The following is a 25,246-nucleotide window of genomic DNA, read 5'->3' as shown; positions in this document are numbered from 1 at the left end:
AGAAGATCTGGTCGATCTTCGCTGAGCACGTACATAACGCGACCAGCGACTTGGAGTTGGTCTACTTAAAGGGATTGAAGGTGCGGCCCAGGAAGCACTGAATGCGCTGTGGCACTGGGCGTATGGCGGCGGCGCTGAGCTTGTTGACGGTGCCCGGTATGCAGACGGGCTTGCCGTTGGTCACGGCTGGCATCCTTCGCGGACAACGGATCCAGGCTGTTGCCACATCGGCCACCACGGCCGAAGGTCGCCGGGCGCGCGTCTGGTGCGCTGCGGGCGTCGAGTGTCTGCGGAGTCACGCCGCCGGAACGTGGCGATTGAGGAATTCGATCTGATCGGTCACGATCCCCTCGAAGTACGGGTCCAGGTATGGCTCGAAGTGCGTGCAGTCATAGGAGCGGACTTCACCGTGGGGGATGCGCGCCACGATCTTCTTAGCCTTGGCGTAGGGGGTGACCATTCGGCCTCCATCGCCGAGTGGCATCGTAACTTCCACTTGATCACCGGCAGCATGTTCCGTTACGAATTGGAGACTGCGGGAGTCTCAACGTCGACTGTGGAAGCCGAGGTGATGATCGGCATTTTCACCGTCGAAGGACTCCTGATGCACGATCTGGATGAGATCGAGCAACGCACCATTTGCAACGCTCTGGCTTCACGCTGGACTAGATGAGCCCCGCCCTGACGGCAGCCCGGATCAGCCACGGCCGCAAAGATTCCTTACGAAATGGAACCGGCGCCGCGGGCCTAAATTGCACCGCCACAACGCATTTGGCGAGTGACAACCGCCGGCCCGGCCAGCGGCACCGGCAGCACCCCCGGCGCGGCGTCGATGACCGCGGGTATCGCGTTGACCGCCGCCATCGCCGTCGCAGCCACGCCTGGATTGGTCGCATCGTCTTCCGCCGGGTCGAGACGCAAATCGAGGGTCATACTGGGTGAGCCCTTGACGCGGAACACCATTCCGCCCTGGCCAGGTTTGGCTGGGCGCGGCCAGCTTTCGGGCCAAGGCGTGGACGTCACCGTCGCGAAGTATTGAACCGACACGACGGGTCGCCCCTCGCATATCGCGGCGAGCTGCCAGCGGTGCGCGCAAATAGTGTTCTGTGGAATCACACCGAGTGCGGTCTCGAGGTCGTCCGGGGCGAGCAGCGTCTCCCAGTCCAGCGCGACCTTTTCAACGTCGACCGACAGCGTGTCAGCGATGTAGCGCACGACTGGTTCCCAGTCGTTGTTGACCTTGCCGGACGCAATGCGAATCGGAACGTGACCGTCGGGCTTGCCGAAACCCATCGACTCGTGCAGGACTTCCCAGATGGGATAAGCCAGGTCGAGGTCGAGGGCGTACTCGTCCATGCGGTAGGCGTCGACCACGCCCGCACCCGACAGCAACGCCGTAGGCAGATTCAGGCTCACGAAGCCGGGTTCGCATCCGGTGGCGTAGAAGGTCGCGTTGCCCTTGCGAGCGGCCTGTTCGATCGGATCCCGCCATTTGGCCGGGGCCGCTTGCGGATACACCATCGGGATTGCGGAGATGGTCACGACGTTGATGCCGGCCTCCAGATATCCGACGATGTCGGCGATCACCTCATCCTCGCGTCGCACGGCGGTGGCGCAGTACGCCACGCAGTCCGGCTTGGCATCCAGGACAGCCGCCACGTCGGAGATGGCGGTGATGCCGACATCCGGCCGCCCGCACAATTGACCGGCGTCTGTGCCAACTTTCGCCGGAGTGGACACCTTGACCGCGACCAGATCCAACGCGGGGTCGTCGATGATCGCCCGCAGCGCCACACTTCCCGTCATGCCGGTGCCGACGTGGACCACGCGACGCGTCGCGCGCGAAGGCGATGAGGTCACAGGCGTTGCCTTTCAGCGATAGCGGTTGTGAGGCCTGATCCTAGGCGCACACAAACGGCACAGTCGATGCGCAAAAGGTCGCCACCTATGCCGACTCAGGGATGAGCCACCAGGTAGGTCTCGCTGTCCAAGCCCGCGGTCAAAGCCGCGACGTCGAACGGGCCCTTGAGGCGTGCCTGAAGGCTGTCTTCGTCGACGAGCAAGCTGATCTCGAAGGTCTGGCGCGCGAACAGCTTCGTGATGCGGGGGTACAACCGCCGCATGACTGCGCGCTCTGCGGCGGTGCATCGGGACGCGCAGTACCCTACGTGGCCGATCTCGTCGGTCAGGATCTCCTTGTAGAGCAGCTCGATGCGCTCAGCGACCTCGGGTTCGTCGGCGAATACTTCGACGCCGATTCGGCGCAGTTCGTCGAACATGACGCAGCCGGCCATCTCGGCGGCACCGACGAACATGAAGCTGAGCCGCTCGGGGATGAAGACTCCGGCCTTGACGAACTGGCGTAGCACGAAGGGCGGTGGCACCACCTGGAACGTCAGGTCGAAGACGTCGAGCACGTATGCCAGCAGCCGGGTGTGATAGTGCTCTTCGAGTTCGAGGTAAACCTTTTCGGGCGGCAAGTTTTCATCGCTGTTGAGGCCGTAAGTCTCGCCGAGGCCGACCCCGAAGCGTTCGGCCTGATTGAGCTTCGACGTCGCCAACAGGAACAACATCTTGCGGTCCAGGCCCGGTTCGGGTCGCCGGCGCCGCAGATTGCGCAGGAAAGTTTCCCGGTCGACCGGATGTTGCGACCGGACCGGGTTGTCTTGCAGGCTGGTGAAGAAGTCCTCCCGGTTCGCCAGGCGACGGTTGAGCAGGTCGGCCTCCCCGTCGCGGCGTTTCAAAAAGTCGCGGTAGCCGTCGATTCCGTTGCTGCTCATCGTGATTCCATTCCCTCCGCACTCGTTGCTACAAGTGCAGGCTATTACTAAGACTGACAGTCGTCAATGACAACCGTCAATGAATGTCAGTCGAGGTAAGCATCGGCCCAGGCGCCGATGATCCGTCCGGCCCGCCGCGCCTGACCACGCGCGGTGAGTAGGTGATCTGAGCCTTCGAGGGATACGAAGCTGCGCGGGTGCCGGGCCAGGTTGAAAATTTCGCTCGCGTTCTCGATGCCGACGGTGTTGTCCGTCGGCGAGTGCAGGATGAGCAGTGGCAGTTGCAGGTCTTTGATCTTGTCGTGCAGGTGCGCGGTGCGGACGTCCTCGACGAAAGCGCGCTTGAGCGTCAGCGTCCGGCCGCCGACCATCCACTCGGCCGCGCCCTCGGAAAAAACCCGGTCAAGCACTGCGTCGTAATGCTTTTCGACGTGGCTGGGATCAACTGGCGCCGCGACCGTCACGACGGCGCGTACGCCGGGTGACCGCCGCGCCGCCGCGAGAGCGGCCGCCCCACCCCACGAGTGCCCAACCAGTAGGTCGGCCGCTGTCCCACGTTCGGACATGAACTCGCATGCCCTAATGATGTCGTCGACCTTGACGGTGAAAGAGCCGTCACCCCAGTCTCCTTCGGACCCACCGAGGCCCAACGCGTCAAAACGCAGCATGCCGATGCCATCCGCGGCTAGTTGCTTACAGATCCGCGCCGCGGCCGGTGAGTCCTTGCCCAGGGTGAAGCCGTGGGCTAGAACTCCCCAACCGCGCACCGCCCCGTCCGGCACTTCGATCACGCCAGACAGGGTGGGTCCGGTGCAGCTTCGGAACGTGACACGTTCGCCCATGCTGCGATCTAACACCCCCGAGCTGTCGCGCGGGCCGGCTGCACACCGCGGAGTACCGTAACGCGGTGGCACGGCGACGCTTGGCGACGAAGTCCGGTCCGCTGGTCGTCGACGACGACGGGATGCTGGTCCGGGCACGCGGCATTCCGTATGCCAGAGCCAGCCGCTTCGGCGCCCCGGTTCCAGCTCCGCCGCACACTGACGACCTCGATGCGACCCGCCGCGGGCCGGTGTGCCCGCAGTTGCCGTCCAGACTGGAGTTCGTGACGGGCCCGGTGGTGGCCAATTTGTCGCAGCATGAACAATGCCAAGTGCTCAGTGTCACAGCACCTTCCGACGCCCAGGGCTTGCCGGTTATGGTCTGGTTCCACGGCGGCGCTTATGTCTCAGGCAGTGGTGAGGCGCCGAAGTACGACCCGGATGAGCTGGTAGCCGACGGCCGCGTCGTGGTGGTCACCGTCACCTACCGCCTCGGCATCTTCGGCTACCTCAACCCCGATGGCGACGGCGATGCGAACTTGGGCCTGCGCGATCAGATCATGGCGCTGCACTGGGTCCAGCACAACATCGCCGCGTTCGGCGGTGACCGGTCGCGGGTCACCATCTTCGGCCAGTCCGCCGGCGCAGACAGTGTCCTATCGCTGATCCTGAGCGACGGCACCGCAGGGCTGTTCCACCGCGCCATCCTGCAGAGCGCACCGCTGGGCCTGCGGTATGGCCGCGAGGCAATGACCGCCGCGATGCGGAACTCGGCGAATGAGGCATTGCGCGATGTCAGCCCTGCCGAAGCCAGCATCGGACAACTGCTGGACGCTCAAATGGCAGCTGTCGCAACGGCACAGCGATTCGGTGCGCGCGGCGGGTTCCCGTTCGCACCCATCGCGGGCATGGCGCCGCTGCCGGCCACCCCTGACGAGCGGCGCCGACTGCTGGACGCGGCATCGAACGTCGAGATACTTGCCGGCTACACCTGCGACGACGCCGCCCCGTTCGTCGCCATGGACCCGCGCGGCCGTCGGCTCGGGCGGCTCGGGCGGCTCGGAAATGCGATGACCGGGCTGGTCGTGCGATCGGTCACGAAGCGGATTTTCAGTCGCCCCGCGCTGGACCTGGCCAAGCTGTGGATCTCGGCTGGCGGCCGGGCCGCCACGTTCCGGGTGGACTGGTCACCGGCCGGGGCGCCGCTGGGCGCATGCCACTGCATCGAGCTGCCGCTACTGCTCGGCACGCCGGCGTCTTGGGCTGACGCACCGATGCTGGGCACCGGGAGCGACCCGATCGACGCGCAGCTGGCCCGCACGACGCGCGGTCGTTGGGCCGCATTCGCACATGACGGCATCCCAGCTCTGGGCGGCACAGCCCTGCGGATCTGACGCCCAGCGGTCCAGGAAACGGGATTTCAGTAGATCAGTTTGGATCACGTTTGGCCTGCTCAGTGGCGCCACTAGGGCCTCCTGGCCGCCCGGTGCCCTTACGTGTCGGCTTCGCGTGGTGGATAATGGCTGAGTCGGCTCAGCACGATGCCGTGGCCATCGTCACCTGCCCGAAAGCCGACAGATGTTTACCGTTCTTCTCGATACCAAAGACCTCGGCGTCGCCGAGGCTGTTCTGAGCGCAAATATCTCCAACGTGCGTATCAGCAAAACCTCCGGCGACGAGTCGGCGCTGCTGCGGATGGAGCGGGCGTTCGTCGGCTCGATCGGTTTCGACGCCGCGGAGTGCGGTCTCGACTTCCGCTACGAGATGGACCCGCCGGAAAAAATCCTGGTGTGCAGAGTGGTGTCCGGCGAGTTGCAAGAGCGACCGCGGGGGCGGGCCGCGGCTTCCTTCCGCCCCGGTGAGGCCGGGGCCATCGGCGCGATCCAGGGGGTGCCCAGCGAGGGATTCGTTCGGCAGGGCCATTACGACCAGCTGATGATCAGGCCCGACCTGCTGAGCAGCATTGCGGCCGAACGGCACGGTAGCGACAAGCCGGTGCGACTGACCGGCTCGGTTCCTGTCTCGCCGCAGGCGAGCAGGCAACTATTCGACACGATCGGATACGTCGGTCGGGTCGCGGCGAATCGGTACGCACAAGAAAGCCGGTTGATCACGTCGGGGCTGGAGCGTTACGTAGCAAGCACATTGCTGGCCACCTTGCCGAACACCGCGCGGTTGGAGCCGACCCGCCTGGACCGTCGCGACAGCAGCCCGCTGCTGCTCCGCAAGGCCATCACCTACATCGACGACAACGCGCACACCGACATCACCCTGACCGGTATCGCGTCAGCCATTTACGTCACTCCGCGGGCGCTGCAGTACATGTTCCGCAAGCACCGCGACTGCACACCCATGGAGTACGTCCGCCAGGTTCGGTTGCAACATGCGCATCTCGACCTGGTTGTCAGTGATCGGTCCGTGACCAGTGTCGGTGAGATCGCGCGACGTTGGGGCTTCGGCCACTTGGGCCGGTTCTCGGTTTTCTACCGGGAGATATACGGTAAGAGCCCGCACGTCACGCTGCGTGGCTAGCTGGGGCGGGAAAGCCCCGAGAACACCTCGGGTGCAACCGGTTTGGTGGCGTAGGTGCGTGCGCCGGAGGACACGGTGAGCACAATGCGCGGTGACTCGCCTTCGGCACCAGCGGCGAAACGGTAGGCGTGTTGCAGCTCGGTCAGGAAGAGGGCGCAACCACCGGGCGGTATGTCGTGCGGAACGTCTGCCCCCGCGATCGGCTTTTCCAGCGGCACCAGCGATGTGCCGTCCGGGTCAGATCGGACCGCCCACCCGGCGACGTGGAACGGTTCGCGTCCGGCGTTGACGACCTTGACCCCGATGATCAGCGGAATGTCCTCCAACTGCTCAGCAATGTCGGCCAGTGACTCGCGCACATCGCGGCTGGCGTCGTTGGTCACCAGGCCGTCCGGAGTCAACCGGCCGACGACGGGAGTCAGCTTGGGCCGCGGACGCTGCATTCGCTGCGTGACCAGCTGCCACCCCAGCGATGCCACCGCCAGAACGGTGCCGACCAGGCCAAGAACGAAGCCGGCGACACTCATCGCACACCCCGGTTATCGACCACGCCTCAACGTTACTGGTTGCGCGGGTGGCGATTTGGGACCCACCCTGATGAGTTGCCTAAATTCAGCTGAACGTTGACTAAGAGGGCGTGCCGAACCGCGGGGCCAGTCAGTGACCGCACCTAAGGTCGCGGGCATGACCACCAAGTACTACCTGCAGAAGGTTCCCGCCGAATCCGTCCAGCCCGGCTATTCGCTGGCCATCCGCGCCGACGGCAAGTTTCGTCTGTTCCAGGTGGAATGCACGGAGATCTCCCAGCGTGCCGACCAACCGGCGATGATCCGGCTGACTTCGGCCGCCGAGAATGCTGACCGACCGTGGGTGCTGGAGTACGAAGCGGGCACGCCCGTGGTTCGCCTTTTCGGGATCTGCGAGGCGGCGGCATCCTGAGTGGTTGCCGGCTCAGCCCGGCTTGGTTGCGGTGACGAATTGCAGGGCACGCTGCGTCTGCTGCTCGACGTCGATCAGTCCTGCCTCAGTGAACAGGTCGACGAAGGCGTCCCGGTCGAACATTGTCAACCCGATCAGGCGCGCCGTGGCGTGCAGCGCCAAGTTGATCGGCGGCGGTTGGCCGGCGTAACTGGTCAGGATGGCGATCCGCCCGCCCGGTTGCAGTACGCGCACCATCTCGTGTGCGATCCGAAACGGCTCGGGCATCAGGTACAGCGCCCCGAAACAGCAAACGGCGTCGAAGGTTTCGTCACCGAACGGCAGGTCGCGGGCGTCGCCGCGGACATAGCAAGTCCGCGGTCCGCTGTTGTCCTGGACGGCGCGGGTCAGCATCGGCTCGGAAATGTCGAAGCCGACCGCGAGGCTCCCGGTGGACAGCTGTTCGGCCAATGGCCCGGTGAAATTACCCGGTCCGCAAGCAACATCGAGTAACCGCTTGGCGCTGCGCAGACGCAGGGCCTCGGCTGCGCGGCGCTCCTCGGCGCGGGTGGTCATCCCGCTGGCGAAGTAAAAGGACGTCGGCCGCCACAGCCCCTCGTATACCGTCGCCACCAACGGGCTGTTCATCGCGCGCTGAGCAAACGTCGGAGCGGGTGCCGCCGTTGATTCGCCCAGCACGTCGAGGTAGCCGTGCCGCAGCACGGCCGGCTTGTTGAGCAGACTTCGCGTCAGCTCCATCCGGTCCTGGTTATCGATCACGTCGGGCCCTTTTCTGCTGTCCTGCGTCCCAGTGACGACCTGTCGTCAGGCTAGTGCGCCCGGGTGGGGACTTCTTGCAGGGGCGGCGGCGAACCCCATAACCTGGGTCGGAGCGGACCGCGACTGGACGGGGTGGCCGAATTGAGCGGCACAGAAACCGAGGGGCTCGCGGCAATGGACGTCTTCAAGGGATGTCCGACCGAAGATCTGCTGCCGTTGGCCTCCCGTCTGTCCCTGCTGCGCGCGCCGGCGGCCCAGGTCCTGATGCGCCAGGGGGAGCAGGCCGTGTCGTTCCTGCTCATCGGCTCCGGCAGCGCCGAGGTCATGCACGTTGGCGACGACAACACGGTGATCGTCGAGCAGGTGCTGCCCGGCATGATCGTCGGGGAAATCGCTCTGCTGCGCGACGTTCCCCGCACGGCCACGGTCACGACACTGGAGCCTCTGTCCGGGTGGATCGGCGGCAAGGACGCCCTGGACCAGATGATGCATATCCCAGGCATCATGGAGCAGCTGGTGCGCACGGTGCGTCAGCGCCTCGCCGCGTTCATCACGCCGATTCCGGTACGGGTCCGGGACGGAACCCACCTGCTGCTGCGCCCGGTGCTGCCCGGTGACAGCGAGCGCACGGTGCACGGGCACGTCCATTTCTCCAGCGAGACGATCTACCGGCGGTTCATGTCGGCTCGCGTGCCGAGCCTGGCGATGATGCACTACCTGGCCGAGGTTGATTACGTCGACCATTTCGTCTGGGTGATGGTCGACGGCACCGACCCTGTGGCCGACGCCCGCTTCGTCCGCGACGAGAACGACCCAACGATCGCCGAGATCGCCTTCACCGTCGCCGACGCCTATCAGGGTCGCGGCGTCGGAACCTTTCTGATCAGCGCGCTGGCCGTCGCGGCCCGGGTTGACGGTGTCGAAAGATTCTCGGCGCGAATGCTTTCCGACAACGTGCCGATGCGCACCATCATGGATCAGCACGGTGCGGTGTGGCAGCGGGAGGACATCGGAGTCATCACCACCGTCATCGACGTGCCGCGCCACTTGAGCTTCGGGCGCGATATGGAGCGACAGATCAAACGAGTGGCCCGGCAGGTCATCGAAGCGGTGAGTTGATCCGCGGGCCTGCCGGCGCGGCGTGATATCAACGATCATGCGGCCGTCACGCCTTGGCGCTGCGCTGGCCCTGCTGCTCGCCGGATGCGCTCAGTCCCCGGCGCCGGCTCCACCGTCAATCACGCAGACTTCGACGCAGCGCGGCACGGCTATCAATCCCGCCAACATCCGCCGGGTCGGGCGGGATCTGCCCCCCGGTTATGAGGTGTCCAATGTGCCGCGAGCGGCCTCACCCCGGGCGATCTGGGGCGTCGGGGGCGACGCCGGTGTCGTCCCGCCGCAATGCATTGCGCTGGCCGAACCGGCGACCGAGCCGGACCCGGCAGCGCAAGGGGTTTCTGGTTCCGGGCCGGGCGGGATCCTGGACGCGGTCGTGGTGCCCGTGGCTGCGGGGTCGCGTCCCAACCGGGAGCTGGTGAGCGCGTGTGCCCGTTGGGAGCTGAGCGCCGGGCGCACCAAGGTGAGCATCCAAAGCGCCGACGCGCCGCGCATCGACGGCGCGGAAACCATTGGCATGGTGGCCGACATCCGCGCCGCCGTCGAATCCGGAAGCGAAATCGATTCGCGGGCATACACATTCGTTGCCTACCTGGGCCAATACTGCGCATTCACCACGCTGACCACCGATCCGGGTTCGATGCTGCCTCCGCTACCGGCACAGTTCGCCGCTGATCTACTCGCCAAAACCGTGTCGACGTTACGTGGCTGAGCATTTCGACTTGGGTAGATTGGCGACGGTGTGGAAGCTGGCAGCAGCGATTGGGTCGGTTGGGTCGGTGTGCCTGCTGGTCGGCTGCTCACCCGGCGCGAACTCGTCGCAGCCCACCAAGGCCGACATCGCCAAGATCCTGGACGTCAAATCCAGCTTCGGTCCCGAGTTCAAGGTCACTGACGTCACTCCCAGAGCCATCGACCCGCAGTTCTTTGCCTCCCGCAAGCTGCCCGAGGGGCTCACTTTCGACCCGGCGAATTGCGCGAAAGCCGCAGCCGGACCGGAGCTGCCGCCCGGGCTGCAGGGCAACATGGCGGCGGTTTCCGCCGAGGGCAACGGCAACCGGTTCGTGGTGATCGGTTTGGAGACCTCTCAGGCGTTGCCCATCAACGACCCCGGCAAGGACTGTGCCAAGGTGGGATTCTCCGGTGCGCAGCTGCGCGGTGCGATCGAGGTGATCGACGCACCACATATCGACGATGTGCACACGCAGGCCGTGCACCGCGTGCTGCAGGCACTCGTCGCCGGCGCCGCCCGTACCGGCGAACTCTACGATTACTCGGCACAATTCGGCGATTACCAGGTGATTGTGATCGCCAACCCGCTGGTGGTTCCCGGCCAGCCGGTGGCCAAGGTGGACACGCAGCGTGCCCGCGACCTGCTGGTGAAGGCGGTCGGTGCGGTTCGCAGCTAACGGTGATCGAGCTAGCGCACGTTGCGCGGGCGGAACTGGAGGCTCACCCGCGGACCCGCCGAGGCGGTGGTCTTGGGCACCGCATGCTCCCAGGTGCGTTGGCAGGAACCGCCCATCACCAGCAGATCGCCATGCGCCAGCGGCAACCGCAACGACGGACCGCCGCCGCGTCGGCGCATCGCGAACGTCCGGGTGGCGCCGAGGCTGACGATGGCGACCATGGTGTCCTCGGAACTGCTGCGGCCGATGGTGTCACCATGCCAGGCCACGCTGTCCGATCCGTCCCGGTAGCAGCACAATCCAACGGTGGTGAACGGTTCGCCGAGCTCGCCCGCATAGATGTCGTTGAGCCGCCGGCGTAGCCGGGTCAATGCGGGATGCGGCGGGTCCTCGACGGTTAGGTCGTGAAAGCTGACCAGGCGGGGCACGTCGACCACCCGGTCGTACATTTGGCGACGTTCGGCCCGCCACGGAACCGTGGTGAGCAGGGCCTGTAGTAGCTCGTCGCCATCCTTTAGCCAGTTCGCGCGGACATCGATGAAGGCGCCGTCACCGAGCTGCCTGCGCTCGTTGTGCTCGAACAGCGAGCCCTGAACCGCGATCGCCACGCCCGCAATTCTATCGCACACCCGTTCGATGAATCGGCGTGTGGCGCGCCCGGCCGGTTCCGTCCCGCTACGGTTTGAGCTGTGGGTGTCGTGCTGGGGACCAATTCTGAGGTGGGTGCTTTGAGGGTCGCCATCCTGCACCGGCCCGGCGCCGAATTGCGGCGGCTCAACCCCAGCAACAGCGATCAGCTGCTTTTCGACGGGCTGCCGTGGGTGGACCGCGCACAAGACGAGCACGACCAGTTCGCCGAGCTGCTGCGCGCCAACGGTGTGGAGGTGCTGCTGCTCTCGCAGCTGCTGACCGAGGCGCTGCAGCACAGCGGAGCCGCCCGCATGCAGGGCGTGGCGGCGGCGGTCAACGCCCGGCGGCTCGGAGTGACTCTGGCGCAAGACCTTTCGGTCTATCTGCGGGGCCTCGAGCCGGCGGTGCTGGCGCAGGTGTTGACCGCAGGCATGACATTTGAGGAGCTGCCGCCAAGTATCCGCACCGATGTGTCGCTGGTGCTGCGGATGCACCACGGCTCGGATTTCGTGATCGAACCCCTACCCAACCTGGTGTTCACCCGGGACTCGTCCATCTGGATCGGGCCAAAGGTGGTGATCCCGTCACTGGCGCTGCCGGCGCGGGTGCGGGAAGCCTCGCTGACCGACATCATCTATGCCCACCACCCGCGATTCACCGGCGTGCGGCGGGCCTACGAGTCACGCACCGCCCCGGTCGAGGGCGGGGACGTGTTGTTGCTCGCCCCCGGTGTGATCGCGGTGGGCGTGGGCGAGCGGACCACACCTGCGGGCGCGGAAGCGTTGGCGCGCAGTCTGTTCGACGACGATCTCGCGCACACCGTGCTGGCGGTGCCGATCGCCCAGAAGCGGGCCCAGATGCACCTGGACACCGTGTGCACCGTGGTCGACGTCGACGCAGTGGTGATGTACGCCAACGTCGTCGACACGCTGTCGGCCTTTACGATTCGACGCACCGGTGCAGGGGTCACCATCAGCGACGCCGCCCCCTTCGTGGAGGCCGCCGCCACCGCGATGGGGATCGAGAAACTGCGGGTCATCGATACCGGACGCGATCCGGTCGTCGCCGAACGCGAACAATGGGACGACGGCAACAACACGCTGGCCCTGGCACCCGGGGTGGTCGTCGCCTACGAGCGCAACTCGCAGACCAATGCGCGCTTGCAGGACGCCGGCATAGAGGTGCTCACCATCGCCGGCTCCGAACTGGGCACCGGGCGCGGCGGGCCGCGCTGCATGTCCTGCCCCGCAGCCCGCGACGCACTCTGAGGTGTGCCGGTGTGCCGGTGTGCTCGCTACCCGTCGTCCTTGACTTCGAGCACTCGCTTGCGCAGCCCGTCGGTCGCGGCCCGCATCAACCACTGCGCCGCCTTGCGGACCAGAAAGCCCGGCACGGGCGCGGCCAGATCTACCGTCAGCTCCAGCCGCACCCGCGTGGTATCGCCCTCGGGCGTCAGGGTGTAGCGGCCCTTCTGACCACGCAATTGCTTGGCGCTCAACAAGTCCCAGCTCAAGCCGTCGTCATGCAGGCGGTACCGCACCACCTGTTCATCGGTGGCGCCCATCACCTTGACCGTCTGCCGGCATTCGCTCGGCTGGCCCCGCTCGTCGCGGGTCAGGATCTCGATCTTCTCGTGCAAGGCGGACCACTCGGGCAACGACTCGAGGTCCAGCAGCACCGCCATGATCTGGGCGGGCGTCGCGTCGACCACGACCTCACGGGAATCCGTTATGGCCATCGGGCAAGCATAGTGAGCCGCGTCCGGATGCCTGCTCGGCCAACTACCGCCAGCTGGGCAGCCAGATCTCCATGTCCCACGTCTCCTGGGAAATCGGCAGCCCGGTCAGCACCGGGAACAGCCAGGCGAAGTTCGTCACCACCAGCGCCACATAGCAGCTCACCAGGATCAGCCCCAGCGTGCGCCGTTCCTGGTTCTGCCGGGGCTGATGGAGGATGTCGCCCAGGATCAGCGCGATGGCCATCACCAGGAACGGTCCCATCGTCGCCGCGTAGAAGAAGTACATTTGCCGGTCGATCTCGGCGAACCACGGCAACCATCCGGCGCAATACCCGACCCAGACCGCGGCGTAGCGCCAGTCGCGGCGCACGAACATTCGCCACGACGCATAGAACAACACCGGCACCGCGAGCCACCACATCGCCGGAGTGCCCACCAGCATGACCGCCTTGACGCACGACTGCGCGCCACAGCCGGGCACGTTCTGCTGATCGATGGCATAAAGCACCGGCCGCAGCGACATCGGCCAGCTCCACGGCTTGGATTCCCAGGGATGGTGATTGCCCGCCGAGTTCGTCAGCGTCGCGTGGAAATGGAAGGCCTTGGTGGTGTAGTACCACAGCGAGCGGATGGCGTCGGGCAGCGGGACAACGCTGTCGGGGCCGATGGTCTGGCCGACCTGGTGACGGTCGATCGCGGTTTCCGAGGCGAACCACCCCGCATAACTGGCGAGGTAGACCCCGAACGGGATCAGCACCAGCGCGTAAGCGCTGGGCACCAAATCGCGCCAGAGTGTTCCCAGCCACGGCCGCGGGACTTGATACTGACGACGCGCGGCGATATCGAACGCCAGTGACATCACGCCGAAGAACGCAATGAAATACAGTCCGGACCACTTGGTCCCCAGCGCCAACCCCAACAGCACGCCGGCGCCGAACCGCCACCAGCGCACCCCCAGCCGCGGCCCCCACACCGTCTCGGCGATGCGGCCCTCGGCAAACGCGATGTGCATGCGCTGACGGACTTGGTCACGGTCGACCATGAGCGCGCCGAACGCCGCGACGACGAAGAACGTCAGGAAACCGTCCAGCAACGCGGTCCGCGCCGTCACAAAGCTCACGCCGTCGCAGATGACCAGGATCCCGGCGATCGCGCCCACCAGGGTGGACCGGCTGATCCGTCGCACGATGCGCGTCACCAGCGCGACCAACACCACCCCCAGCAGCGCGCCGGTGAACCGCCAGCCGAATCCGGTGTAGCCGAACAGCGCCTCGCCGGTGGCGATCAGCTGTTTACCTACCGGGGGATGCACCACTAGGCCGAACCCCGGATTGTCCTCCACCCAATGGTTGTTGAGTACCTGCCAGGCCTGCGGTGCGTAGTGCTTCTCATCGAAGATCGGTGTGCCGGCATCGGTGGGCGACCCCAGGTTCAGGAACCTGGTGAATGCGGCGAGCAGGGTGATGACTGCGGTGGTGACCCAGCCGCGCATCCGGTCCACCGGGCCGAAATCGGCGGCCGGCACCAAGGGGCCGGGGCTGATCAGCGGGGGTTGACGAGGCTCCGGGCGCTCCTCGAGCACGACTGGGGTTTCTCGGGGCGGGGCGGACATCACGTCGATCGTAGGCTGTGCGGTGTGACCATTGGGCGCCTATTGCTGGGTGCGACGCCGTTGGGCCAACCCTCGGATGCCTCGCCCCGCCTGATCGAAGCGCTGGCCGATGCCGACGTCGTGGCCGCCGAAGACACCCGTCGGGTGCGCAATCTGGCCAAGGCGCTCGACGTGCAGATCGGCGGGCGGGTGCTGAGTCTGTTCGATCGGGTCGAGGCCACCCGGGTGGCCGCGCTGCTGGAGGCCATCGGCGCGGGGGCCACCGTGCTGGTGGTCAGTGACGCGGGCATGCCGGTGATCAGTGATCCCGGCTATCGGCTCGTCACCGCGTGCGTCGCGGCGGGACTTCCGGTGCAGTGCCTGCCCGGCCCGTCGGCGGTGACGACCGCGCTGGTGGTCTCCGGTCTGCCAGCGGAGAAATTCTGCTTCGAAGGCTTCGCGCCGCGGCGTGGTTCGGCGCGCCGAACGTGGTTGGCCACGCTTGCCGACGAACGGCGCACCTGCGTGTTCTTCGAATCCCCGCGCCGGCTGGCCGCCTGCCTGCGCGATGCGGTCGAGCAACTCGGGGGTGCCCGTCAGGCCGCCGTCTGCCGTGAACTCACCAAGGTGCACGAGGAAGTGGTTCGCGGATCGCTCGACGAGTTGGCGGCGTGGTCGGACGGGGGAGTGCTGGGCGAGATCACCGTGGTACTGGCCGGCGCCACGCCTCGGACCGACGTCGCCACCCTGCTCACCGAACTGGTGGCGGAGGTGGAGAACCTGATCGCGGGCGGAATCCGCATCAAGGACGCGTGCAGCCACGTGGCGGCCGGATACCCGGAGGTGCGCTCGCGCCAGCTCTACGACGCGGTGCTCGCCTCACGGCGCGACGCGCAGCAACCCGAGCACGACCTGGACGCCTAAGCCCCGGCCGCGTCCAGTCAGGATGTCAGAAGCAGGGTCCACCCGGTATCGGGCAGATCGGCGGGTGCGGGGGCACCGGCGGGGGTCCCGGCAGGGCGGGAAGCGCGGGCAAGCCAGGCAGGCCGGGCAAGCCAGGCAGGCCGGGCAAGCCGGGCAACGCGGGCAGGCCGGGGAGGCCGGGTAGGGCGGCCGCTATCGCCGGCAGCGCTGCAGCCAGCGCGGCCGGGTCTACGCCCGGTAGCGCGGGCAGGCCCGGCACGCCCGGCAAGCTCGGCAGCCCCGGTGCTCCTCCGCCGACCAAGGCGGGCAATGCCGCGGCAACAAGTCCGGGGTCCACGCCGGGTACACCGCCGGCCAAGGCGGGTAGCGCGGCGCTCAGCATCGCCGGATTCACACCCGGGACTCCGCCAGCCAACGCCGGTAGCAGCGCGGCCACCATCGCCGGATCCACGTTGGGTATCCCACCCGGTATCGCTGTGGCCAGCGCGGGCAGGGCCGCCGACAGCATCGCTGGGTCGAGACCCGGTATCGGAGGCAACCCCGGAATGCCGGCAGCCAACGCCGGCAAGGCCGCGGCAATGATTGCCGGGTCGACGCCCGGCAACGGGGGCAGACCCGGAATGCCGCCGCTGGTAGCCAGCGCGATCAGGTCGGTGGGAGACACGCCCGGCAGACCCGGCAGGCCATTTGCCGCCAGCGGCAGCAGGCTGGCCGCTGACACGCCCGGCAGAGCCGGCAGGCCGGGCAGGCCGCCGGCGCCGGCGAGCGCGATCAGGCCCGCGGGAGACATCCCCGGCAGGCCGGGCAGGCTCGGCAGGCCAGGGAGACTCAAGCTGGGCAACGCCGCAGCCGGTAGGGCCGCGGCACCCGGTAGCAGTATGTTGCCCAGCGAGCCGAGGCCGTTGTTGATGGCGGGCAGCAGGCCCGAGCTCTGCAAGGCGTTGTAGGCGAGCACCACGTAGGTGACGGCCAGCGCACCCGAGGTCACCGCTCCGGAGACAGTGTTGCCTACCCCGATCAGACCGTTGACGATCGAAAAGGCAGCGTTGGCGCCATAGGGGATCCCGGCCAGCCCTGCTACCCCCCTGCCACGCCGTAGAGGTCCGGTACGCCTGGGATTCCGACGCCGGGGATGCCGCCGATGCCGGGAAGCGTGGGGTAGTCGTCGATGCCGGGCGGTAACGCCGCCGCGGCCGGCGGGTTGGCGGGACTGATCGCGTTGGATGCGGGCGGCAAGAAACTCGAGCCGCCGCTGGACCCGGCGGGCGGCGTGTAGGCGGCCGGCGCCGGATTTCCGGGCGTTTCGGGCCGCGGTGCGATTGCAGGCGAGGGAGCCGCCGGCGGCTCGACCGCTGACGGCACCCTCGGCGCCTGGGCTCCGGACTGTTTGCCCGCCTCGGGCATCAGGACGGACGCGAGCCGATCGCACTGCTTACCTGCGCTGCAGGTGCCGCCCGAAGGCAGCGTCCTGGATTGGTTGGAGACGGTCAACGGCGCAACCGCCAGCGCACCACCCAAAACAGCGGCCGCCGCTGCGCCGACGATGGCGACTCTCATGCCGATCCCCTCCAACCTTGCTGCCTGCAGACCCCGCCGCGTTTGCGCGCGGACAGACGAGTCGATGGCTGAAGCTTATGCGCACGCGGGAATCCGCGTGGGCGTTCGGCAAAAATCACCGGACCGGATTATCTGCTCCGGAATTTGCTGAGCTAACTCACCCGACTTGCCGCGACGGTGCTCGGCGGTCCGACGACGGGAGCCGCCTTATGTAAGCATTCCTGCCATTCGGCGTCGGGATCCGAGTCGGCGGTGATGCCGCCGCCGACCCCCAGCACCGCGGCGCCGTGGCGGTCGAACTCGACGGTGCGGATAGCTACGTTCAGCTCACATCCCGCGACTGGAGATGCTAAACCGACTGTACCGCAGTAGATTCCGCGTCGTCGCTGCTCCCACTGTGAAATCAGTTGCCGGGCACGTATTTTGGGTGTCCCGGTAACGGAAGCAGGCGGGAAGGCGGCGTCCAGCAGCGCCGTATTCGGCAGGTCGGATGGTATGTGCGCCGACACCGTCGACACCAGATGCCAGACGCCGGGTGCCCGGCGCACCACCAGTAGCTCGGGCACTTTGACGGTACCGGTAATCGCCACGCGGCCAAGGTCATTGCGCACCAGATCCACAATCATGATGTTCTCGGCGACTTCCTTGGGAGATGCCCGCAGCGCAGATGGCCAGGCGTGTAGGGGCAGGGTGCCCTTGATGGGGCTGGAAACCACGACGCCGCCCCGGCGTCGCAGAAAAAGTTCGGGTGACAGGGATGCGACGGCACCCCAGTGACCGGCGAGGTACGCCGCCCGCGCCGGTGCGGTTCGGGCCACCCCGTCGGCGAAGAATTCCAGCGGAGATCCGCTGACCGTTCCGGCGAACTGGGTGCAGACGCAAGCCTGGTACACCTCGCCCGCGGCGATGGCGTCCAAGCACGCCAGCACACCCGCGCGGTGTGCTGGGCGATCGGCGGGCCGCCAACTGATCTGGCACAGCGGTGCAGTTCTGGGCCCTGGGCCGGCGCGCGACCCCAGCGACTCGGTGAGCCAGTCCGGCATGGGCGCACCCGAGAGGCTTTCGTACCACCACTGGCCGTCCCGGTCTTGGCGCAGCACACTGTCCGTCCAGCCGCCGGCGGCCTCGGGAATCCGGGGCGCGAGTCCGTCGGCACCCGGATCCGGGTAGGACAGGTAGCCGATCCAGCCTCCGCCCACCGCGTCCACCTGCGGATTCGCCGACCGGGCGGGGCTGACATCGAAGACCTTGTCGACAGCGACCGGCTGCACGGACACGCTCGGTGCGATGACGGCCAGCGCGCCGAACCATTCTCCGGTCAGTGCGGCCGGCGGCGCCAGGCCGAGCCGACTAACGGCGCGGCCGACGGCGCGCAGCACCTGGGGCGCGCCGCCCAGGTCACCGAGCCGGTCGATTCGCACCGACCTAGCTTGACAGAACCGCGGGTATTCGCACGCCAGGGACCGCCTGGATCAAGTACGACTGATCTCACGTGCGTTCACCAGTGCGGCCAGCTTGTCGGGGTTGCGCATCACGTAGAAGTGGGTGATCTTCTCGTCCACGATCTCCACCGTGATCAACCCTTCGAGCCGTTCGTCAAGGTAGAACAGCACGGCCGGAGCGCTGTTGCAGGTCACCGTCTCCACCCGAAGTCGTGCCCGCGCCTTGCGCATCAGCCCGGCGACGGCCCTGGCTACCCGCTCTGCGCCCACCACCGGCTTGCGGGCCGCGCTGACCTTGCCGCCGCTGTCGGCCGTCCAGACCGCATCGGGTGCCAGCATGGCCAGCAGCGCATCCACGTCCCCGCTCGCGGCGGAGGCCAGGAACTGCTGGGTGATCTGGGCATTGCGCTCGGGGTCGATGTCATCGAAACGTTTGCGGCGGGCGTGCACGTGTTCCCGGGCCCGGTGGGCGACCTGCCGCACGGCGGCTTCCGACTTGTTCACGGCCTCGGAGATCTCGCCGTAGTCGAACCCGAACACCTCGCGCAGCACGAACACGGCCCGTTCGTCCGGAGTCAGCGTCTCCAGCAGCACCAGCATGGCCATTGAAACCGATTCCGCCAGAACGACATCGGCCGACGCGTCCTGGTCCTCGAGCAGTAGCGGCTCGGGCAGCCAGGGTCCTACGTACTCCTCACGGCGGCGCGCCTGAGCGCGTAAGGCGTTTAGCGCCTGACGGGTGACGAGGCGGGCCAGATAGGACTTGGTGTCGCGCACCGTCGAGAGGTCGACATCGGCCCAGCGAAGGTAGCTGTCCTGCAGGACGTCGTCGGCTTCGGTGGCCGAGCCGAGGATCTCGTAGGCGATGGTGAACAGCAGCGGGCGCAGCAGAGAGAACCGGTCTGCATGCCCGCCGCTGTCCGTCATCGAGCTCACCGCAGCGCAGCCTGCTTGTCCGCCGGCAGCTGCGCGGGGCGCTTGCCGCCTTTGATCCACCGGTACCAGCCGGGTTTGGCCGCTTCCTTACGCAGACCCCAGAGCGTTCCCTTGCAGACCAGTTCCTTGATGGTGGCGGCCGTCCGGCCGCCGATGTAGAGCCTGATCGGGGTGTCATCAAGGCGGGCCAGCTGCACGGTGCCGTAGCTGCGGCCGACGCTGATGCATTGGCCGGTGAACGCCTGGTTCAGCTTGGCCGGGGTGGTCCCGGCGATGCGGGCCAGCACGGTATTGGCGGCCTGGGCGGCCATCGGGTTGGCGGCCTGGCAGCTCATCCGCAGCGGCTGGTTGGACGGCGCGGCCGCGTCCCCGGCGGCGACGATGCGCTCATCGCTGATGCTGGTCAGCGTCTCGTCGGTGAGCAGGCGGCCGATCGAGTCGGTGCGCAACCCGCTGCGGGTGGCCAGGTCGGGGACACCGAAGCCGGCCGTCCAGACGGTCACCGCGCTGGGCAGCACCTCGCCGTCGTTGAGCACTACCGAATCCCAGCGCACCTCGTTGACCGTGGCGGTTTCCAGGATGGTGACCCCAAGCTTGCGCAGCTGCTTTGCCACCGAGCGCCGCCCCGGGCCGCTCAGCGACGGACCCAAGATGCCGCCGCACACCAGGGTGACGGCCCGGCCCTCCTCGCCCAGCTCTCCGGCGGCCTCGATGCCGGTCAGGCCGCCGCCGACCACGGTGACCGGAGCGTTCGGCGGCAGGTCGGCCAGCGCGTACCGCAGCCGTTGCGCGCCTTCGAGTTCGGCGAGCACGAACGCATACTCGGCGGCGCCGGGCACCGCCACGGGTGTCGCGCCGGTGCTGCCGACGGCGTAGATCAGGTAGTCGTATTCCAGTTCGGCGCCCGAGGCCAGCCGCACGCGGCGGGCGGCGGCGTCGATGTGCTCGGCCTTGTCGACAACCAGCTCGATGCCGTTACCCAGCAGCGTGCCGTAGTCGGCGGTGGCGGTGCCGGTACCGGCCGCCAGCTGGTGCAGGCGGATGCGTTCGACGAATTGCGGCCGAGTGTTCACCAGGGTGATGTCGACGTCGGCCCGCAGCCGCAGATGGTTGGCCGCCATGGTGCCGGCATAGCCGCCGCCGATGACGACGACGCGTTTGCGGGTCCCGGTCGGTTGTAGCTCAGACATCTTTGTCTCCTTTGGTCGCGAGCGTTACGACCTTCAGACACCGCAAGCCGGCCATCCGTGACAGGGCAGACCCCAATTGTGATTTGTTTCACGCCGCTACGGCGTTGGCCCCTGCGCGGGCTCGAAGACGAAGTTGTTGACGTACACGCCGGTCGCGGCCCAGTCGTCCTCCGCTCCGCCGATGTTGGCGGCGTTCTGATGGGCGGTGGCGTCGAATTCCTCGATAGGCCGGCGCTGCCCGTCCAAGGTGAAATGACCGCGGAAGCCCAGGCTGCTCAACAGCTCGGTGATGTCGGCGACCGCATTGGCATGGTGACGTTCTTCGGCCTCGACGACGATCGATGGCCGATTGCGACGCAACGTATCGAGGGCACCGCGAAGGACGGCCAGCTCATGGCCCTCGACGTCGATTTTGATCAGCCCGACATTCGTCAGCCGGTAGTCGTCGAGGCACTTGACCGGGACCTCGATCGACTGGACGGCGCCGCCGATCGCGGTGTCCAGGACGTTCTCCCCGTCGATGGTGCTTCGCCCCGGATCGGATTCGACCACCCGCATCGTGGTCACGCCGGGCGTGTCCGACAACGCCACCGCCTCGACGCGCACGTTTGCGCCGACTGCCTCGAACATTGCCGCCAGGTCGCGGGCCTGAGCCGGACGCGGCTCGAACGCGATCACCGATTGCGACTTACTCAGCATGGCAATTGCGAATTCGCCGACGTCGGCGCCGATGTCGAGGGAGACGCGGCCTGGGTCGCACAGGGATTGCACCAGCGCGACGTCCGGGCGGGATTCACCGAGACGCTGCAAGATCCGGTATTTGCGCCGCCAGAACAAGCGGGGCGTGAGCGTCTTTGCCGCCGGCGCGAGCAACCGTTTGGCGGACGCTGCGACTGACACAAGCCGACCCTAGCCGACCCTGGCCGACGACACCGCCGGCCACGGTGGAGTAGCGGAGTTAGCACAGGGCACCAGGGGCTCTGCGTGATAGTCTTCGCTGACCACTAATCCATCCGTGACCTGCGTCGGTCCGGGTACTGCCCAGGGCTTCCAGGCGACTTTTGAGGCCGCTTCGATGCGCATCGGCAGGCATTGAGATACGGCGGCCGCCAAGATTGTCTGATGACTGGTAGTCGCCCGTAGCCGGCGCAGTCGACTTGGGACGTGCACGAATCGGAGGACCCGTTGCCGCGCAGCTTGGACCTCGTCGTCACTTCCGTAGCTACCCAGCTGATGGAGGCGACCGCGTCCACCGCTACACAGGTCAGTGAACGGGTTTTAGCCCAGCTCGTCGAGCAGTTCGACGTGGACGCCAGCTTCCTGCGCCATCACGACCACGACATCCGCGCCTCGGTACTGGTCGCCGAATGGCCGCCGCGGGTGAATGTTCCGGACCCCGACCCGGAGGCGGTGGTGCACTTCACCAGTGCGGACCCGGTGCTGGCGCAGTGCGAGCACGGCAGGAAGCCGGTGGTGATCCGGCCCGAGCAGAACAATCGGTCATTTCAGCGCTGGGGCAGCGGTGCCAAGCACGTGGCTTCGCCGTCGGTCGCGGCCGCCCCGCTGGTGTCGGGGGAGAAGACCACCGGCGTGCTGGGATTCGTCAAATTCGGCGCCAGAAAGTGGAAGCAAGAGGAGATCAACACCCTCGAAGCGGTGGCCGCGCTGTTCGCGCAGCTACAGGCACGGATCGCGGCGGAGGAGAAGCTCCGTTACCTGGCCGAGCATGACGACCTGACCGGGCTCTACAACCGTCGGGCACTGGTCGCGCATCTGACCGAGCGGCTGGCGTCGGGCAACCCCGGGCCGGTGGCGGTGCTGTACATGGATCTGGACCGCCTCAAGTCGATCAACGACTACCTGGGGCATACCGCCGGCGACTGGTTCATCCGCGTCTTCGCGCAGCGCCTGCGGGTGTGCGCGGGCAGCCAGAGCATGATCGCCCGCCTCGGCGGTGACGAGTTCGTGGTGATCCCGGATCAGACGATGTCCAGCGCAGCCGCCGAATCGTTCGCCCGCCGTCTGGGCACCATGTTGCGCGAACGCCTGGCGATCGGCGGCCACCAGATCACCCGCACCGTGAGCATCGGCTTGGCTGTGGGCATGCCCGGCCGGGATAACAGCACCGACCTGCTGCGTCGTGCAGACGAAGCGGTCCTGTCGGCCAAGCGCGCCGGCGGTAATCAGGTCGCCCTGTCCACCGACGACATGTCGCTAAAGAGCGCATTCCGCAACGACATCGAGTTGCACCTGCAGGGCGACATCGACAGCGAAGCCCTGCTGCTGCACTACCTGCCTGAGGTCGACCTGTGGACCGGCGCGATCGTCGCGGCCGAAGCGCTGGTGCGCTGGCGGCACCCGATCTGGGGCCTGCTGCTGCCGGATTCGTTCATCGGGGTCGCCGAGTCGACGAACCTGGCCGGTGAACTGGGCCGCTGGGTGATGCGAAGCGCCTGTTCGGAATTCAGCCGGTGGCGCGCGAACGGGGTGGGCCAGAGCGCGATTCTGCGCATCAACGTCTCACCGGTGCAGCTGATCACCCGCGGCTTCGTCCGCACCGTCGCGGACACCATCGAGGAATTCGGCATCGACGGCGGCTCGGTCTGCCTCGAGATCACCGAGCGCGCGGTGGTGCACGACATCGAAACCACCCGCAAGACCCTGCACGAGCTCAAAGAGGTCGGCGTCCAGATCGCCATCGACGACTTCGGCACCGGGTACGCGGTGCTGTCGCACCTGAAGTCCCTGCCGGTCGACATGCTGAAGATCGACACCGGGTTCGTCCGGGACCTGGGAACCAACGCCGGCGACCTGGCCATCGTGCGCGCCATAATCGGCCTGGCCGAGGCGTTCGGTTTGCAACTGGTCGCCGAAGGCGTCGAAACTCCGGCCGCCGCACTGACTTTGATGCAACACGGTTGCCACCGGGCGCAGGGTTTCCTGCTGTCCCGTCCCGTTCCGGGCAACGCCATGGAGGCGTTGCTGTCCGCGCGCTGGATGCCGATGCCGTTCCTCGCCGACCGCGAGGCGCTGACGCTCGGCGCAATCTAGCTCACCAGTGAGAATGGCTCGAACAATCAGAAAAGTCACGTTGACCGTCGTTGCCTGCGCGACCGTGGTGGTCGCCGGGGCGGCACTGCTGATCGGCGGCTGCAGCCGTAACCACAACGATCCCGGCCCGCTGGCCGCAATGGTGAATCCGGCCATCCCGCCGGCCGCGCAGGAGATACCCAACCCACTACGGGGGCAGTACGAAGACCTGATGGTGCCGCTCTTCCCGCAGGGCGCACCGGCCCAGCAGCGGTATCCGGCGTGGCCGGCCTCCTACGACGCCAGCCTGCGGGTGACCTGGCGGCAGCTGCAACCGGTCGATCCAGCGACCTTGCCCCCGGACGCCCCGGACGATCGCAAGTACGACTTCAGCATCATCGACGACGCGCTGAACAAGATGGCCGAGCGCCGGATGCGGCTCACACTGCGGGTGCAGGCCTACAACTCCTGCTGCAATACGTCCTACCCCGACAACACCAATATCGAGATACCCGACTGGGAGCGCGCTCGGCCGGGCACCAGCACCAGCTATCCCGGCCCGCGAACCGGATCGGCTCCCGGGGTGACGCAGGTGGTGCCGAACTTCAACGACCCCACCTATCTCAGCGACTTCAGCCAGTTGCTGGCCGCGCTGGGACGCCGCTACGACAACGACGAACGGCTCAGCGTCTTCGAATTCTCCGGCTACGGCGACTTCAGCGAGAACCATGTCGCCTACCTGAAGGACGCGCTGGGCGCCCCGGGCCCCGGGCCGGAACAGAGCGAGGCCGCTTTGGGCTACTACAGCCAGTACGGCGACCAGAACATCACCAAATCGTCCATCCAGCAGTTGGTCGCGGCGAACGTCAACGCCTTCCCGCACACGCAGCTGGTGACCGCGCCCAATAACCCGGAAATCGTGCGGCAGTTGCTGTCCGACGACGTCAGCAAGAAACTGGTCGCACCGGTCGGTATCCGTTCGGACTGCCTCGGGGTGTATGCGCCGTTGCCGACGTGGGCCGAGTCCAGCGCCTCGCACTATGTGCAGACCCAGGATCCGCTGGTCGCTGCTCTAAAAGACCGACTGGCGAAGGCGCCGGTGATCACCGAGTGGTGTCAGTTGCCCAAGGACACCTCGCCGCAGCAGTACTACGACAAGGGTCTGCACGACGTCATCCGGTACCACGTGTCAATGACGTCCAGCATCAACTTCCCCGATCAGGATGCGACCTCGCCCATGGACCCGAAGCTGTACGTGTTGTGGGCACAGGCCAACGCGACCGCCGGCTATCGGTACTCGGTGGAAGCCCGGCCGGGTTCGCAATCCCTGCAGGACAAGGTGGCTTCGATAGCGGTCACGTGGACCAACTACGGCGCCGCGGCGACCACCGAGAAATGGGTCCCGGCTTATCGTCTGGTGGATTTTGCCGGACAGACGGTTCGAACGCTGCCAGCCTCCGTTGACCTGCGGGGTCTGGTGCCGGACGCGTCGGGTGACCGCAGCATCGACCAGCCGCCACCGGCCTCGACGACCGAGACGGTCCGCGTCGAGCTCAAAGGCCTGGCGCCGGGCCACTACACCTTGCGGGCTGCCGTGGAGTGGCAGCAGCACAAGCCCGACGGCTCACATGTGGTGACCTACCCGCCAATGCGGCTGGCCCGAGACGGGCGGGATGACGCGGGCTTCTATCCCATCGCCACGCTGGATGTATCGCGTGAAGTTCTGGCCACCCCGGCCGCCTCCTGAGCGGCGTTGTCACCGCCAAAACATTACATTAGTATGAAACTCGGGTAGTTGCTATGCTATCGGTATGCGGGGGCAAACTGACGCTATGAGATGGCGTCCATGCAG

General features: G+C 66.9%; 25 protein-coding genes and 2 pseudogenes. 11 read left to right on the top strand and 16 right to left on the bottom strand.

Annotated features, from left to right (window positions below):
- Positions 1–61: 61 nt before the first annotated feature.
- Both BN972_RS31410 and BN972_RS28585 read right to left on the bottom strand, forming a co-directional pair.
- Positions 62–228, bottom strand: a pseudogene (locus tag BN972_RS31410) (SDR family NAD(P)-dependent oxidoreductase); the annotation flags it as partial.
- 67 nt (positions 229–295) lie between these two features.
- Positions 296–460 (bottom strand): hypothetical protein, encoded by a 165-nt coding sequence (locus tag BN972_RS28585; protein ID WP_235192615.1) that lies wholly within the window; start codon positions 458–460, stop codon positions 296–298.
- Here BN972_RS28585 and BN972_RS30635 point away from each other — a divergent pair.
- Positions 458–673: pseudogene (locus tag BN972_RS30635) on the top strand (TetR/AcrR family transcriptional regulator); the annotation flags it as partial. The gene BN972_RS28585 and the pseudogene BN972_RS30635 overlap by 3 nt on opposite strands.
- Before the next feature lie 74 nt (positions 674–747).
- On the opposite strand, the gene BN972_RS24860 reads toward BN972_RS30635, so the two are convergent.
- The 3 genes from BN972_RS24860 to BN972_RS24850 all read right to left on the bottom strand — a co-directional run bounded on the left by BN972_RS24860 (position 748) and on the right by BN972_RS24850 (position 3,622).
- On the bottom strand, positions 748–1,677 hold the full coding sequence (locus tag BN972_RS24860; protein WP_036365795.1) for a dihydrodipicolinate reductase: 930 nt from the start codon (positions 1,675–1,677) through the stop codon (positions 748–750).
- Between the two features lie 278 nt (positions 1,678–1,955).
- Positions 1,956–2,780: a hypothetical protein gene (locus BN972_RS24855; protein ID WP_036364313.1), complete on the bottom strand. Its 825-nt coding sequence runs from the start codon at positions 2,778–2,780 to the stop codon at positions 1,956–1,958.
- Between the two features lie 86 nt (positions 2,781–2,866).
- Positions 2,867–3,622, bottom strand: a complete 756-nt coding sequence (locus BN972_RS24850; protein WP_036364309.1) for an alpha/beta hydrolase family protein — start codon at positions 3,620–3,622, stop codon at positions 2,867–2,869.
- A 65-nt stretch (positions 3,623–3,687) separates the two neighbouring features.
- Between BN972_RS24850 and BN972_RS24845 the strand changes: the two genes are divergently transcribed.
- Together BN972_RS24845 and BN972_RS24840 are read left to right on the top strand one after the other, a co-directional pair.
- A complete protein-coding gene (locus tag BN972_RS24845) occupies positions 3,688–4,995 on the top strand; it encodes a carboxylesterase family protein (RefSeq protein WP_036364306.1) in 1,308 nt (435 codons plus the stop codon).
- A 184-nt stretch (positions 4,996–5,179) separates the two neighbouring features.
- Positions 5,180–6,133 (top strand): helix-turn-helix transcriptional regulator, encoded by a 954-nt coding sequence (locus tag BN972_RS24840; protein ID WP_036364303.1) that lies wholly within the window; start codon positions 5,180–5,182, stop codon positions 6,131–6,133.
- Here the strand turns inward: BN972_RS24840 and BN972_RS24835 are convergent.
- A complete protein-coding gene (locus tag BN972_RS24835; protein ID WP_036364301.1) occupies positions 6,130–6,660 on the bottom strand; it encodes a hypothetical protein in 531 nt (176 codons plus the stop codon). The genes BN972_RS24840 and BN972_RS24835 overlap by 4 nt on opposite strands.
- Before the next feature lie 157 nt (positions 6,661–6,817).
- Between BN972_RS24835 and BN972_RS24830 the strand changes: the two genes are divergently transcribed.
- The gene (locus tag BN972_RS24830) at positions 6,818–7,072 is read left to right on the top strand and encodes a hypothetical protein (protein WP_036365793.1); all 255 of its coding nucleotides are present in this window, start codon (positions 6,818–6,820) and stop codon (positions 7,070–7,072) included.
- A 12-nt stretch (positions 7,073–7,084) separates the two neighbouring features.
- On the opposite strand, the gene BN972_RS24825 is transcribed toward BN972_RS24830, so the two are convergent.
- A complete protein-coding gene (locus BN972_RS24825) occupies positions 7,085–7,831 on the bottom strand; it encodes a class I SAM-dependent methyltransferase (RefSeq protein WP_235192583.1) in 747 nt (248 codons plus the stop codon).
- A 123-nt stretch (positions 7,832–7,954) separates the two neighbouring features.
- Between BN972_RS24825 and BN972_RS24820 the strand changes: the two genes are divergently transcribed.
- Genes BN972_RS24820 through BN972_RS24810 form a run of 3 tightly spaced genes read left to right on the top strand, consistent with a single transcriptional unit; the run spans position 7,955 to position 10,356 of the window.
- Positions 7,955–8,950, top strand: a complete 996-nt coding sequence (locus tag BN972_RS24820) for a GNAT family N-acetyltransferase (protein WP_099051232.1) — start codon at positions 7,955–7,957, stop codon at positions 8,948–8,950.
- Positions 8,951–8,987: 37 nt separating this feature from the next.
- Complete coding sequence (locus tag BN972_RS24815) at positions 8,988–9,659, top strand: DUF5642 family protein (protein WP_036364293.1); 672 nt, start codon at positions 8,988–8,990, stop codon at positions 9,657–9,659.
- Between the two features lie 19 nt (positions 9,660–9,678).
- Positions 9,679–10,356, top strand: a complete 678-nt coding sequence (locus BN972_RS24810; protein ID WP_390176240.1) for a DUF5642 family protein — start codon at positions 9,679–9,681, stop codon at positions 10,354–10,356.
- Positions 10,357–10,367: 11 nt separating this feature from the next.
- Here BN972_RS24810 and BN972_RS24805 read toward each other — a convergent pair whose 3' ends face one another.
- On the bottom strand, positions 10,368–10,964 hold the full coding sequence (locus tag BN972_RS24805; protein WP_200869766.1) for an alpha-ketoglutarate-dependent dioxygenase AlkB family protein: 597 nt from the start codon (positions 10,962–10,964) through the stop codon (positions 10,368–10,370).
- 81 nt (positions 10,965–11,045) lie between these two features.
- Here BN972_RS24805 and arcA point away from each other — a divergent pair, with 81 nt between their 5' ends.
- The gene (gene arcA / locus BN972_RS24800; protein ID WP_036364287.1) at positions 11,046–12,254 is read left to right on the top strand and encodes an arginine deiminase; all 1,209 of its coding nucleotides are present in this window, start codon (positions 11,046–11,048) and stop codon (positions 12,252–12,254) included.
- Between the two features lie 26 nt (positions 12,255–12,280).
- Here arcA and BN972_RS24795 read toward each other — a convergent pair whose 3' ends face one another.
- Both BN972_RS24795 and BN972_RS24790 read right to left on the bottom strand, forming a co-directional pair.
- Positions 12,281–12,724 (bottom strand): SRPBCC family protein, encoded by a 444-nt coding sequence (locus BN972_RS24795; protein ID WP_036364285.1) that lies wholly within the window; start codon positions 12,722–12,724, stop codon positions 12,281–12,283.
- Between the two features lie 43 nt (positions 12,725–12,767).
- Positions 12,768–14,336 (bottom strand): dolichyl-phosphate-mannose--protein mannosyltransferase, encoded by a 1,569-nt coding sequence (locus BN972_RS24790; protein ID WP_036364282.1) that lies wholly within the window; start codon positions 14,334–14,336, stop codon positions 12,768–12,770.
- Positions 14,337–14,360: 24 nt separating this feature from the next.
- On the opposite strand from BN972_RS24790, the gene rsmI reads away from it, so the two are divergent.
- A complete protein-coding gene (gene rsmI, locus BN972_RS24785) occupies positions 14,361–15,239 on the top strand; it encodes a 16S rRNA (cytidine(1402)-2'-O)-methyltransferase (protein WP_036364280.1) in 879 nt (292 codons plus the stop codon).
- 25 nt (positions 15,240–15,264) lie between these two features.
- Here the strand turns inward: rsmI and BN972_RS30000 are convergent, their stop codons facing one another.
- From BN972_RS30000 to BN972_RS24760, 6 genes are all read right to left on the bottom strand, one after another.
- Positions 15,265–16,227 (bottom strand): hypothetical protein, encoded by a 963-nt coding sequence (locus BN972_RS30000; protein ID WP_051545799.1) that lies wholly within the window; start codon positions 16,225–16,227, stop codon positions 15,265–15,267.
- A gap of 89 nt (positions 16,228–16,316) precedes the next feature.
- Positions 16,317–16,796, bottom strand: coding sequence for a hypothetical protein (locus BN972_RS29995; protein WP_051545798.1), 480 nt, complete (start codon positions 16,794–16,796; stop codon positions 16,317–16,319).
- Between the two features lie 152 nt (positions 16,797–16,948).
- Complete coding sequence (locus BN972_RS24775; RefSeq protein WP_036364277.1) at positions 16,949–18,217, bottom strand: aminodeoxychorismate synthase component I; 1,269 nt, start codon at positions 18,215–18,217, stop codon at positions 16,949–16,951.
- 51 nt (positions 18,218–18,268) lie between these two features.
- Entirely contained in the window at positions 18,269–19,165 is an 897-nt protein-coding gene (locus BN972_RS24770) for an RNA polymerase sigma-70 factor (protein ID WP_036365786.1), read from the bottom strand.
- A gap of 5 nt (positions 19,166–19,170) precedes the next feature.
- A complete protein-coding gene (locus BN972_RS24765) occupies positions 19,171–20,364 on the bottom strand; it encodes an NAD(P)/FAD-dependent oxidoreductase (protein ID WP_036364274.1) in 1,194 nt (397 codons plus the stop codon).
- Between the two features lie 96 nt (positions 20,365–20,460).
- Positions 20,461–21,264 (bottom strand): FkbM family methyltransferase, encoded by an 804-nt coding sequence (locus tag BN972_RS24760; RefSeq protein WP_036364272.1) that lies wholly within the window; start codon positions 21,262–21,264, stop codon positions 20,461–20,463.
- Between the two features lie 285 nt (positions 21,265–21,549).
- On the opposite strand from BN972_RS24760, the gene BN972_RS24755 reads away from it, so the two are divergent.
- The gene (locus BN972_RS24755) at positions 21,550–23,415 is read left to right on the top strand and encodes a putative bifunctional diguanylate cyclase/phosphodiesterase (protein ID WP_036365784.1); all 1,866 of its coding nucleotides are present in this window, start codon (positions 21,550–21,552) and stop codon (positions 23,413–23,415) included.
- A gap of 13 nt (positions 23,416–23,428) precedes the next feature.
- Positions 23,429–25,141 (top strand): copper resistance CopC family protein, encoded by a 1,713-nt coding sequence (locus tag BN972_RS24750; RefSeq protein ID WP_036364269.1) that lies wholly within the window; start codon positions 23,429–23,431, stop codon positions 25,139–25,141.
- Positions 25,142–25,246: the final 105 nt, after the last annotated feature.

Source organism: Mycobacterium asiaticum DSM 44297 (genome assembly GCF_000613245.1).
Taxonomy (GTDB): Bacteria; Actinomycetota; Actinomycetes; order Mycobacteriales; family Mycobacteriaceae; genus Mycobacterium; species Mycobacterium asiaticum.
The sequence above is the reverse complement of the archived record's forward strand: the minus strand, read 5'-3'. Positions and strand labels throughout refer to the sequence as shown.